The 12,761-nt window shown below is 46.8% G+C and carries 6 protein-coding genes, 10 tRNA genes, 1 rRNA gene and 1 other annotated feature (1 of these 18 cut by a window edge); of the genes, 1 reads left to right on the top strand and 16 read right to left on the bottom strand.

All coding sequences use genetic code 11. From position 1 onward, the window contains the following. The first annotated feature begins 14 nt into the window (after nt 1-14). Nucleotides 15-2,174: an alpha-amylase family glycosyl hydrolase gene (locus tag CZ379_RS11660; protein WP_110931773.1), complete on the top strand. Its 2,160-nt coding sequence runs from the start codon at nt 15-17 to the stop codon at nt 2,172-2,174. A 318-nt stretch (nt 2,175-2,492) separates the two neighbouring features. On the opposite strand, the gene CZ379_RS11655 is transcribed toward CZ379_RS11660, so the two are convergent. The 16 genes from CZ379_RS11655 to rrf all read right to left on the bottom strand — a co-directional run bounded on the left by CZ379_RS11655 (nt 2,493) and on the right by rrf (nt 10,575). Next, nucleotides 2,493-3,854, bottom strand: coding sequence for an MATE family efflux transporter (locus CZ379_RS11655; protein WP_110931772.1), 1,362 nt, complete (start codon nt 3,852-3,854; stop codon nt 2,493-2,495). 15 nt (nt 3,855-3,869) lie between these two features. Beyond that, nucleotides 3,870-4,535, bottom strand: coding sequence for a dihydrofolate reductase family protein (locus tag CZ379_RS11650; RefSeq protein ID WP_110931771.1), 666 nt, complete (start codon nt 4,533-4,535; stop codon nt 3,870-3,872). After that, the gene (locus CZ379_RS11645; protein ID WP_110931770.1) at nt 4,532-5,695 is read right to left on the bottom strand and encodes a sugar ABC transporter substrate-binding protein; all 1,164 of its coding nucleotides are present in this window, start codon (nt 5,693-5,695) and stop codon (nt 4,532-4,534) included. The genes CZ379_RS11650 and CZ379_RS11645 overlap by 4 nt, the downstream gene beginning before the upstream one ends. 3 nt (nt 5,696-5,698) lie before the next feature. Next, nucleotides 5,699-7,651, bottom strand: a complete 1,953-nt coding sequence (locus CZ379_RS11640) for an alpha-amylase family protein (protein WP_110931769.1) — start codon at nt 7,649-7,651, stop codon at nt 5,699-5,701. A 46-nt stretch (nt 7,652-7,697) separates the two neighbouring features. Continuing rightward, nucleotides 7,698-8,738, bottom strand: coding sequence for a zinc-dependent alcohol dehydrogenase (locus CZ379_RS11635; RefSeq protein ID WP_110931768.1), 1,041 nt, complete (start codon nt 8,736-8,738; stop codon nt 7,698-7,700). A gap of 651 nt (nt 8,739-9,389) precedes the next feature. Next, nucleotides 9,390-9,473: transfer RNA gene (locus CZ379_RS11630), tRNA-Leu, on the bottom strand. A gap of 20 nt (nt 9,474-9,493) precedes the next feature. After that, nucleotides 9,494-9,570 (bottom strand) — tRNA-Arg (locus CZ379_RS11625). 7 nt (nt 9,571-9,577) lie between these two features. Next, nucleotides 9,578-9,652: transfer RNA gene (locus CZ379_RS11620), tRNA-Gly, on the bottom strand. 6 nt (nt 9,653-9,658) lie between these two features. Then, a tRNA-Leu gene (locus tag CZ379_RS11615) sits at nt 9,659-9,743 on the bottom strand. 12 nt (nt 9,744-9,755) lie between these two features. Continuing rightward, a tRNA-Lys gene (locus CZ379_RS11610) sits at nt 9,756-9,828 on the bottom strand. 61 nt (nt 9,829-9,889) lie between these two features. Beyond that, nucleotides 9,890-9,966: transfer RNA gene (locus CZ379_RS11605), tRNA-Asp, on the bottom strand. Nucleotides 9,967-9,982: 16 nt separating this feature from the next. Continuing rightward, nucleotides 9,983-10,056: transfer RNA gene (locus CZ379_RS11600), tRNA-Met, on the bottom strand. Between the two features lie 16 nt (nt 10,057-10,072). Then, nucleotides 10,073-10,148 (bottom strand) — tRNA-Val (locus CZ379_RS11595). Between the two features lie 150 nt (nt 10,149-10,298). Continuing rightward, nucleotides 10,299-10,373, bottom strand: a tRNA-Glu gene (locus CZ379_RS11590). Nucleotides 10,374-10,376: 3 nt separating this feature from the next. Next, nucleotides 10,377-10,452, bottom strand: a tRNA-Asn gene (locus tag CZ379_RS11585). A 6-nt stretch (nt 10,453-10,458) separates the two neighbouring features. Beyond that, nucleotides 10,459-10,575: ribosomal RNA gene (gene rrf / locus CZ379_RS11580) — 5S ribosomal RNA — on the bottom strand. A gap of 157 nt (nt 10,576-10,732) precedes the next feature. Then, nucleotides 10,733-12,761: a sequence feature (mutual gap in cmsearch alignment for this rRNA model is longer than 100), on the bottom strand (it continues 795 nt past the right edge of the window).

The raw sequence follows: 12,761 nt of genomic DNA, 5'->3' as shown, positions 1-12,761 counted from the left end.
AGGCGGTTCTATTAATGAAATGGATGATTAAAAAATCAATTATCACACTGCTTGCTTCCACCTTTCTCTCTATTACACTCCTTACTCCATCTAATGCCATTCCTTCGGCAAGTGCCGCCCCCGATACATCGGTTCTGAACAAGCAAGGGTTTTCCACCGATGTCATCTACCAGATTGTAACCGACCGCTTTGCGGACGGGGATACCTCCAACAATCCGTCCGGTGCAGCGTTCTCTCCAAGTTGCACGAACCTTAAGCTGTACTGCGGCGGAGACTGGCGGGGAATCATCAACAAAATCTCCGATGGCTATTTTGCGGGGATGGGCATCAGCGCGCTGTGGATCTCCCAGCCTGTAGAAAATATATATAGCATTATTGACTACTCCGGCGTTAAGAACACGTCTTACCACGGTTATTGGGCTCGCGATTTCAAGCAGACAAATCCGGCATTTGGCAGTATGACCGACTTTCAAGAGCTAATCGACACCGCCCATGCCCATAACATCAAAATTATTATCGATTTTGCACCGAATCATACTTCTCCGGCTTCCGAGACGCAGCCCTCCTTCGCCGAGAACGGACGGCTATACGATAATGGCAGCCTCATCGCCGGTTACACCGCAGATACAAATGGTATTTTTCATCATAATTTAGGAACCGATTTTTCCTCGCTGGAGGATGGCATTTATCGTAATCTGTATGATCTGGCCGACATCAATCACCACAACAACACGACAGACACCTACTTCAAGGAGGCGATCAAACTCTGGCTGGATATGGGCATCGACGGCATCCGGGTAGATGCGGTGAAACATATGCCGCAAGGCTGGCAGAAGAACTGGATGGCTTACATTTCGGGATATAAGCCAGTGTTCACCTTCGGTGAATGGTTCCTCGGAGTCGGCGAGAATGATCCGAACAATATTCACTTCGCCAATGAGTCAGGCATGAGTCTGCTGGATTTTCGCTTCGGGCAAAAGGTACGTCAGGTATTTCGTGACAATACCGACAATATGTACGGTTTAAACAACATGCTGACCGAAACCACAGCCGAATACACACATATTCATGACCAAGTCACGTTTATTGACAATCATGATATGGATCGCTTCAAGCTCGGGAACAATAACCGTCGTTTGGAGCAGGCGTTGGCCTTTACGCTTACCTCACGCGGCGTTCCGGCTATCTATTACGGTACGGAGCAATATATGGCAGGCAATGGTGATCCGGGGAACCGCCCCTTCATGAACAGCTTCTCAACAGCTACCACCGCTTATCAAGTTATCGGCAAGCTAGCACCGCTCCGCAAGTCTAATCCGGCTATTGCTTACGGCAGCACGCAGGAGAGTTGGATCAATAACGATGTCTATATTTACGAGCGGAAGTTCGGCGGCAGTACGGCACTGATTGCCATTAACCGTAGCGAGACAGCCGCTGCATCGATTACCGGCCTGCAGACATCGCTCCCCGCCGGCACCTATGCGGACGAGCTGGGAGGACTGCTGGATGGCAACAGCATAACGGTTAACACCACGGGCTCCGTGACAGCCTTTAACCTGCCGGCCGGAGCTGCCGCCGTATGGCAATATGTCGCTAACGAGACAGCTCCGATAATTGGCAATATCGGTCCGGATCTAGGTAAGGCTGGAACAACACTGACGATTGACGGACGCGGCTTTGGCGATATCAAGGGCACCGTCTTCTTCGGCACAACAGCGGTCACCGATAGCCAGATCATCCAATGGGAGGATTCCCAGATTCAAGTCATCGTTCCGGCGGCTGCACCCGGCTCGCATAACGTGAAGGTTCGCAGTGCCGAATCCGTGGACAGCAACAGCTACAGCAGCTTCAGCCTGCTAACAGGGGATCAGGTGTCGATCCGCGTCATCGTGAACAATGCCAGCACCGTATACGGCGAAAATGTCTACCTGACGGGCAATACTGCCGAGCTCGGCAACTGGGATCCGAACAAGGCGATCGGCCCGCTCTTCAATCAGATTATAGCCGCCTATCCGTCCTGGTACTATGATATCAGCGTGCCTGCCGGAACAGAATTACAATTCAAACTCATCAAAAAGAACGGTACGGCGGTCACCTGGGAAGGCGGCGCCAACCATACCTATACAGCGCCAGTCAGTGGTGTCGGCACCGTCGTGGTCGACTGGCAGCCGTAGTCTCATGTCCAGGAGCACAAAGGTTCAGCCGGGGGATCTCCCCCGGCTGAACCTTACCTTGTCATGCTCCGTAATTTGGGGCGATAACCACGCCCTATGGCAACAATGATAAGGCTGGCTGTTGTTACTACTCCGCGTCTGCGAGATCACCCGGATAACAGATTCCCCTTATCCATCTGCCCCATTAGCATGATGGATTCGGACAGCTAACTCAACCAACAATCCCCCCGTTCTTACTTACCCATAGCGCAGGTAAGAACGAAAATAAGATCCCTGCAGTCTTCAAAACTGCTGCAGGGATTCTTTTCGATAGTGATGTTAAACAGCCAGATCATTAACCAGGTTCTTAATCCATTTTTTCGATCTGATTCGAGCCATACCGATTACAAAACGAACAACTTCCTCAATAGAGAGAACAAGATATACAAGGAAAATAGGCTGCTTCCAAACAAAAGACATAAACAGGCCTGACGGTACACCAATCAGCCAGGTTGCCGTAGATTCCATTGCGAACACAAATTTACTATCTCCACCGCTGTTCAATATGCCCCCAGCCATAATCATGTTACTCACCTTCACCCACAGGAAGGCAGCAAATACCCAGACTAAATATATACCTAATTCATGCGTTTCATCGGATACATTAAATGCAGATACATAGAACGGTGAGATGAGTACAAGGATTGCACCAATGACCAGAGATACACCTATACCCAGCAAAATAAACCGTTTGGCATACTGCAAGGCGACCTCCTCCTCACCAGCACCCAGCTTGTTCCCGACCATGACACCACCCGCGCTGGAGAGACCCGCGAGAAGACCGATACATATGCCTTGAAGCGGGAAGGTAATCGTCATTGCAGTCATCTCTTCGGTTCCCATCCGGCTATAAATAATCGCGTATACAGTCTCTCCGAGTACCCAAATCAACTCCGTTAACACAATCGGATACGTCGTCTGAAGAAACTTGGAAACCAACGGCTTGGATGCACTAAATAAATCTTGTAAGTCAGCACCGCCTGGCAGTTTAAATTTGTACACAGCTCCGATAATAAGCAAGCACTCGAAGATTCTTGCTATCAGGGTAGCAACGGCTGATCCCTTCAAGCCCCATTCCGGAAAACCAAATTTACCAAAAATCAATAAATAGTTCAGCACAATATTGAGTCCTACGGTTAAGAAGCTGACGAACATCGGCAGTTTCACGTGTTGTGTGCTTCGCAAGATGGCTGAGTACAGCATGGTCAGCATCATAGGAACGTAAGTTAAAGCTGTAATTTCAAGATAAATATACCCTTCTTCCATGATTCTTGTGTCAGTCGTAAAAAGACTGAGACAGAGCTGGGGCTTGAAAAACACCAACAAGGAAAACAGAAAGGACAAGCTGAAACCGATCAGCAATCCGATTCCAAGCAGACCGGAAATGCTCTTCCGGTCCTGCTTCCCCCAAAACTGTGCTGCGTAAATCGATACACCCATGGCTAAGCCAGCCAAGACTACTGAAATGACTCCGTATATTTTACTGGACATTCCGACAGAAGCGATGGCAACGTCACCGAGTTGACCAATCATTAGCTGATCCGTCAGGGTTAACAGCGCCATAATCAAGCTTTGCAGCGTTACTGGAATTGCAATTTTGTATACATTCCTGTAAAATTCTTTTTTCACCTCATTATCCATTCCTCTATACTCCCCCTAATGACTACAATCCTTCAAATATCGTAAAAGTGTGTAATTATCTCTTTGCTGAACTTCAGCCACCTTAAACCTCTTGATATACTCCATTTTCGTATAGCCATCACCGTCTACCAATGTAGTGTTCGATGCCCCTCCGATTATGATCGGCAGCTGCATCAAAATAATCTCGTCCACTAATCCTTGATTGAAGATGTGCCAATTCAGGAAGCCTCCCCCTTCAACCATTAAGCTGGTAATCCCGAATTTCTCCTTTAGCTGACGATACAATTCCACAAAATCAACTTCATCTTCGCCGCAAATAAGACACTCCTTGTTTCGCTGACGAAGGTTTTCCATCTTCTCGAGATGTTTCCCTTTTTCTGTCGTTACGATGATCGTTCTTCCTTCGTCTGTCAATACATTACTGTCCCATGAAATATCCATCGTTCTTGTTGGTATAATACGGATCGGATTTTTGTTATTTTCATACCGATTGGTTAAATACGGGTTATCGGTAGTAATTGTATTCCTACCCACCATAATTCCATCTACATTGCCGCGAAATTTATGGATATATTCAATATCATTGCTATCAAACAGGCTAAACAGCGGTTTACTTGATTGACCCGCACCTAAAGTTAACTTGCCATCTATTGAGATTTGACTAAAAATACTGGTTTTCATGATTCAACCTTCTCTCTTCCGTCTTTACTATTCATTTCCTGAAACGTCTGCTCCATCGTATTAAACGCACGGACAGCACCATGCTGCAATTGATGAAGTCCCGGCCCCATAGCACTCCATATGGAACTCATAACGGCTTCAATAGGGATAGGACGGCTATTCCTAAGCTGCTCCGTAAGCTGAGCACGATTGGGAGAATACGTCGAAACAAGCTGTTTTTGCACCTCAGGATGAACGGGAATTCGTTGAACCTTAGTCCCCCACTTGTGCTGGCACTCCTCACTTAACATAAACTTGCTAAAGGAGATAATCTCCTCTCTCCATTCAGACTCTACGTCTAATGAGCGATTGGGATATACGAGACCGATTGAAGAGGACATGGATACTGATGGTGCGCCGTTAATAGCAGGCAGCTTGCCTATACCAAGCCGTGCTCCCATCTGTTGATCCAGATAATTGTAAATCCATTCCCCACAGATGATGGCTCCTACCTTTCCAGCTATAAAATCTTCTAACAATTCATTAGAGCCACTCAGGCTAGTCAGAATACCCGCCTCCATTTGATCACTGACAAAATGCAAAGCCTGCTGCATCTCATGATTCAAGAAGGTAGGTCTTCCTTCGTGAACCGGCAATCCTCCAAAGGCAGTGAAGAATGGAATAAACCAATATGGATCCTGTAGATCCGCACCTATCGAAACAATTCCTTGCTGCTTCAGTTGGCTGCTCAAGCTCTCTATTTCTTCCCAGGACTCGGGAGATTTGTTGAATATCTCTCTGTTGTAATATAGAACCATATGATTCCCCTTTAATATAGGCAGGCCATACTGAATTGCTCCAACCTGCATGGAGGACAAATCATTTGTTCCGAAAGCTTCTACTATACTAGACAAGGATTCCGGAACCTCGGAATACAAGGCAGATTTCCAAAAAACCGCCATATCTGCCGGCACAAAAGCCATGTGAGCTGTCTTTCCGCCATTCGCTATATTATTTAATCGATCTATCAGCTCTTTCAAATTCATAACTTCAGCAGTTACTTGTATGCCATATTCCTTGGAATACTCCTCACATAACTGCTCCAGAACTTGAATGGAGGTGTCCCCAGGACCATCAAATTCATGCCAAATGATTAATTCCTTCTTTTGGGTCGTCATCATCTTTTACTCCTCTCCGCTCCTAATCTTGTCATGATAAAAAATCATTCCTTGATTCGGTTGGATCATAAACTGCTTATACCTTTGCCCAACATGGCCCGTTCCAGGCTCACTGTTGCTGTCGATTAAAAGAACAAATCCATCGTTAAACGGATATATAGCCTTCAAATCCACTTTTTGCACAGTATCAGAGCTTAAATTGAAGCAGCCTACAAACAGTTCATTCCTTTGATAATAGGCATATATTAGGACATCGCCTTGATTATCCGGAACGAAAAAGTTACCTGATTGCAGTAGCTTGCTATATTCCTTCCTGTATTGGTTCAGTTGGTCAAGCAAAGGAATCATAGTTCTAGGCTCCGTCCAATTAATCGAAAGCTTATTAAAGAACGCTCTAGGAATCTCAGCACCTTCCGTATTATCACCCAAGCCGCAATTAAGCGGCTGCTCCTCGTTGACCTCCATTCCAGTGGTCAAATAAGGTATGGCGTTTGGCAGGAAATAATTGAATACAGTCATCATCCTTGCAAGCTTAACCCCCCCGCGACTCGTTATTCTTGGCGTATCTGCTGTCTCCGAGCAGGCAAACACAGGAATCTCCAGCTCCGGCAGTTCCCGCAAATAATTTTGCAGTAGGTTTACCTTGATATCCGTCATCATGTTCCAACCACTGCCAAGCATGATGTTATATCCCGTTTTCGCCGCTTTTCTGTGGTTTCGGTTGAATAAGTCCTCGCTAATTAGTATGGCATGCGGCTTAACTTCTTTTATTTGCTGAAAAATCTCGTCAAGAAGAGTTGTAGGCAGCACATGGCCGATATCAATCCTGAAGCCATCAATCCCGTAGATATTGAGGTTAAACTTTATCGCATCAATCAGCATGTCCCATAGCTCTCGATTAGGCTCAAGTCCTGGATAATAGTTGCATTTTATCGTATCAAACAGCACATAAGGTGCTTGTTGAGGTGATACGTAGGGCTTGACCATAGGGGATAAATCCTTGAACAATCGATAAAAGGTTATATCCGTCCAGATCGGTTGAACGTCATTAATCCAGTCTGAGTGCGCTGGTGAAGTCGTAATTCCCATTTCTTCTTCTACTAGTGTGAGCAATTCCTCTCCTGTCTGCTTGGCTCTAACCTTAAGGGACTCCCATAATGCTGAATCAAGCTCATTAGGAGGAAGGGAGAATTTGTCCAAAAAATCCGCTGTTTCATCGCTGCGATAAATGGTATCCAATTTATCCGGTGTACATTCCTCAAAGAAACCCAGTTCTGGAATGTTTGGCGGGCAAAACCCCTCTAGTTGATCCAGGTATATCCAATACACCCAATCAGGATGCTCTTCAATAACCACACTATTTCTAGCTGTAACTCTAGGAATAAAATCGACAACTACTTTGATATCCAGCAAGTGACAGGCTTCAACTAATGCAGCCATTTCATCATGCAATGTAAAATCCTTCATGCCGTCTAACAAAGAATCATGCAGATGATAATCCAGCTCAAACAAATTATGAACCGCGTATGGTGAGCCTATGTCACCCTTAAGATTCAGACTGCTGTAGCGGGTTACAGGCAGTAAATACAAGATGTTAACGCCCATTTTTTTAAGAAGAGGAAGCAGAATCATCGTGCGTAAAAAGGTTCCGGATGCCAGCACGCCTGTATGACCGTAATCCCAAGCTGTCGTATATCTAACTAAAGAGCAATAAATAACACTCTCATCCAGATTTCTTGTTTCAGCCAAATGATATTGCGATGAAGAATCAAATACATATTGCAGATGATGAACGATAAAATCGAAAGGATGAACTTGGATTTCTCCATCATGCTCATCCTGAACGTTCGTGTATCCGCACTGATTCCATAAGGATGGAATCCATATCGCTTCTACTTCTTTACGTCTATTCGACATCAAAAATCGGTGTATTTGCTTTAAACGCCCCTGTTGCTTCATAAACCCATCTCCTTTTCGCAAGAAGAAGATATTTACATTGTTTGTTTCAGAAAACAAAAACTGTTTTCATGGATTGAGACTCCAAAGGAACCCCGGTTTCGAGGTGATATCCTAGCAATTCATGAATGGCTGTCTCATAATCCTCTAAATCAAACTTCCTAGTGACTAACGATGATAGCTCAGAATGATGGGCGGCAAACTGTACTGCTTCTTCAAATGTACCTAGATATTCGCCAGCTCCAATTAGCTTGACCGCATTTTGAGTATAGTGAGTTGGATGAATGGTATATTCGTACTTCCCATTAATTCCGAAGGGAATAATTCGACCGCCCCGCTCAACCCATTGCTCTGCAGCTGCCATCTGATTGCCTACCGTATCAATGACGACATCAAATTTCCCTTCTCCTAGCAAATTATCTACTCTAGACTGCTGCAGCTCATTAGGTAAAACGGCATCATCCGAAAATTGACGGGCCAGAGATAATCGATAAGGATTGCATTCCGAAGCTATCGTTACACATCCCAAATGCTTGCTTACGATTTGGCACAACAGCCCCATCGGACCTGATCCTAGAACCAGAACCCGATCACGCTCTGTCACCTGCGCCTCTTTGAAATTATGGAGGACACATGCCAACGGTTCTATTAATACAGCAGCCTCCCAGCTTAATGAATCAGCCAGCTTGTACACAAACCGTTCTTTAGACACGACATAAGGAGCGAACATTCCTTGTGTATTCAAACCTGCTATACTCATTCCTTGACCAACTAACCCGATACATAGATTCGGCTGCCCTTTTTGACAGAAACGACATTGTCCGCAGCTTTGATTCGGATCAATAACAACCCGGTCGCCTACTTTAAACCGTGTAACCCTAGAACCGATCTGAATTACAGTCCCAACAGCTTCATGTCCACGAATAACGTCCGGAACTCCAGGCTCTTTACCTGTAATTACGGCAAGATCAGTACCACAAATACCGGATAACTCAACCTTCACCTTGATTTCATCTTGCATTGAACATTGAGGTTCCTCTCTCTCGCATAGCTCCAGGCGATTTCTTTCACTCCACACCAATGCCTTCACTTTTGTTTCTCTCCTCTCTTCATTAAGTTATGCCTGTTGTGCAAACGTTTGAATAAAATAGTATCATAGCTTGTATGTAAAAGTAAGGTGATTTTTGTCTAATTTTGCCACAAATTTTTTTTTTATTAGATCCATTTTCTTGTCTGCGTCGGCTCTGCTACCAGAAGTCTTATGGAGCCTAAAAAAAACGAAAAACCCGCGAAAAACCTTGATTTTACAAGGCCCTTCGCGGGTTTTAAATTCCTCTTCTTTGACTTAGCTGCTGTCTATATATTGAACGGCAATCTACAAAACCTTCCACAACTGGTAGCTTGAATTGACCTGAAGAGCTCTATGAGTCTCGCTACAGTCATAATAAAAGAAGATCGTCAACCCTTTGCCCATACGGGGAAGGGAGGCGATCTTTCTTATTTTTTAGAGAAACATATTTTCAATAAATGATGGAGAGAACGGATGCCAACTTCCTGTTGGATTTCATTATCAGTATGACACTCTATTTAGTTCACGCTCTGAACAGGTCGAAAATTAAATTAGAGAACATTTCATTGTTCATCCGCTTCCTTATCTAACTTTTCCAGGATCATATCGGTGCACTTCTGAATACAAAAAAGCTCTTAGGTTAAATTACCCTAAGAGCTTCAATTCATTAGTTGGTACCGGTAAGAGGACTCGAACCTCCACGGGTCTCCCCATTCGATTTTGAGTCGAACGCGTCTGCCATTCCGCCACACCGGCATATCATATGCAAAAAAAAGTGGCACGCCCTGAGAGATTCGAACTCCCGACCTTTTGATTCGTAGTCAAACGCTCTATCCAGCTGAGCTAAGGGCGCATATTTATGGAGCGGACGACGGGAATCGAACCCGCGACCCTCGCCTTGGCAAGGCGATGCTCTACCGCTGAGCCACGTCCGCAAAACTTGGTGCGCGTGGAGGGACTTGAACCCCCACATCCGAAGACGCTAGATCCTAAGTCTAGTGCGTCTGCCAATTCCGCCACACGCGCAACCTTTAAAAGTGAGCCATGAAGGACTCGAACCTTCGACACCCTGATTAAAAGTCAGGTGCTCTACCAACTGAGCTAATGGCTCAAAATAATACTGATGCTTCGACGAACCTTAACGGATTCTCATCCCTTGTTCAGAGATGTAATGGCGGAGCCGACGGGATTCGAACCCGCGGTCTCCTGCGTGACAGGCAGGCATGTTAGGCCTCTACACCACGGCTCCACACTAGATGTTGCAATTGCGGGGACAGGATTTGAACCTGCGACCTTCGGGTTATGAGCCCGACGAGCTACCGAGCTGCTCCACCCCGCGTCAGTTATAAGTTATATGGTGGAGGCTAACGGGATCGAACCGCTGACCCTCTGCTTGTAAGGCAGATGCTCTCCCAGCTGAGCTAAGCCTCCATATGTAAACCTGTAATAAATCAAAATAAAGTGGTAACCCGTAGGGGATACTCTCACTTCGTTCGAGACTGCGATGTTATTGCTAACGAAGTTTATGCTCCGACGAACCCTTAAGGGCTTCTCATACCCTACTCGTAGCATTAAAGATAGTGGTGACCCGTAGGGGATTCGAACCCCTGTTACCTCCGTGAAAGGGAGGTGTCTTAACCCCTTGACCAACGGGCCACATGGCTCCCCGAACAGGACTCGAACCTGTGACAACTCGATTAACAGTCGAGTGCTCTACCGACTGAGCTATCAGGGAACATCCGCTTGGCGACGTCCTACTCTCCCAGGACCCTGCGGTCCAAGTACCATCGGCGCTGGAGGGCTTAACGGTCGTGTTCGAGATGGGTACGTGTGGAACCCCTCCGCCATTGCCACCAAACGTGATTTTTGCACTGCATTCACTTCTTCGATCTGCTACAACAAAATATCAGACCTTAGAACAAACATGCAGCTTAAACTGCATTTCAGATGTTTGATCACCTGAAAACTGGATACGAAACAACCATTTGCGTGTTAGCCCTACTTCATATAGGGAATTGGATAAGCCCTCGACCGATTAGTACCTGTCAGCTCCATACATTGCTGCACTTCCACCTCAGGCCTATCAACCTCGTCGTCTTCAAGGGGTCTTACTAATTGGGAAATCTCATCTTGAGGAGGGCTTCACGCTTAGATGCTTTCAGCGTTTATCCCATCCGCACGTAGCTACCCAGCTATGCTCCTGGCGGAACAACTGGTGCACCAGCGGTGCGTCCATCCCGGTCCTCTCGTACTAAGGACAGCTCCTCTCAAATTTCCTACGCCCACGACAGATAGGGACCGAACTGTCTCACGACGTTCTGAACCCAGCTCGCGTACCGCTTTAATGGGCGAACAGCCCAACCCTTGGGACCTACTTCAGCCCCAGGATGCGATGAGCCGACATCGAGGTGCCAAACCTCCCCGTCGATGTGGACTCTTGGGGGAGATAAGCCTGTTATCCCCAGGGTAGCTTTTATCCGTTGAGCGATGGCCCTTCCATGCGGTACCACCGGATCACTAAGCCCGACTTTCGTCCCTGCTCGACTTGTCAGTCTCGCAGTCAAGCTCCCTTTTGCCTTTGCACTCTACGAATGATTTCCAACCATTCTGAGGGAACCTTGGGGCGCCTCCGTTACTCTTTAGGAGGCGACCGCCCCAGTCAAACTACCCGCCTGACACTGTCCCCGAACCGGATCACGGTCCTAGGTTAGAACTTCGATACGATCAGGGTGGTATCCCAACGATGCCTCCACCGAAGCTGGCGCTCCGGATTCCTAGGCTCCCACCTATCCTGTACAAATCGCATCAAAGTTCAATATCAAGCTGTAGTAAAGCTCCATGGGGTCTTTCCGTCTTGTCGCGGGTAACCTGCATCTTCACAGGTATTAAAATTTCACCGGATCTCTCGTTGAGACAGCGCCCAAGTCGTTACGCCATTCGTGCGGGTCAGAATTTACCTGACAAGGAATTTCGCTACCTTAGGACCGTTATAGTTACGGCCGCCGTTTACTGGGGCTTCGGTTCACAGCTTCGGGTTACCCCTAACCGCTCCCCTTAACCTTCCAGCACCGGGCAGGCGTCAGCCCGTATACTTCGCCTTACGGCTTCGCACAGACCTGTGTTTTTGCTAAACAGTCGCTTGGGCCTTTTCACTGCGGCCCCCTCGTGCTATTCACACTACCGGGGCACCCCTTCTCCCAAAGTTACGGGGTCATTTTGCCGAGTTCCTTAACGAGAGTTCTTCCGCGCGCCTTAGAATTCTCTTCTCGCCTACCTGTGTCGGTTTGCGGTACGGGCACCTTCTCCTGGCTAGAGGCTTTTCTTGGCAGTGTGAGATCATGACCTTCGGTACTGTAAATTTTCCCTCCCCATCACAGCCCAGCCTTAACGATGTGCGGATTTGCCTACACATCAGCCTCACTGCTTGGACGAGCATCCATCAGCTCGCGTCACTACCCTACTGCGTCACCCCATCACTCATAACGGATTACGGTGGTACAGGAATTTCAACCTGTTGTCCTTCGACTACGCCTTTCGGCCTCGCCTTAGGTCCCGACTTACCCTGAGCGGACGAACCTTCCTCAGGAAACCTTGGGCTTTCGGCGGATCAGATTCTCACTGATCTTTTCGTTACTCATACCGGCATTCTCACTTGTATACAGTCCACCAGTCCTTCCGGTCTGACTTCAACCCATATACAACGCTCCCCTACCCCTGAATCGACTTCACTCCAGCTTCGAAGTGATGTGTCTAACCCCTGGAGCATTTGGCCGAAACCACTGAACAATAAATTCAAGGTCGCTTTCGGCAAAAATGTCTCGTGTTANTTCATCAGAAAAGGAATATTTCTAAAACGCAAATTTCGTTTCGTTATCCAGTTTTCAAGGATCAATCTCGATTACTTTCGGGTCGTTCACGAATCGTGTTGACTAAAAGTAACGAGGGTTTTGAGAGTTGAACTCTCAAAACTGACCAACGAGTGAGCTAAAAGCTTTACGAAGCAAAGCTACTTCGAAAGCATATCCGGCAGCTTGCGCTGACCAT

Source organism: Paenibacillus bouchesdurhonensis, from assembly GCF_900155685.1.
Classification (GTDB): domain Bacteria; phylum Bacillota; class Bacilli; order Paenibacillales; family Paenibacillaceae; genus Fontibacillus; species Fontibacillus bouchesdurhonensis.
This window is presented reverse-complemented; position numbering and strand designations above follow the sequence as displayed.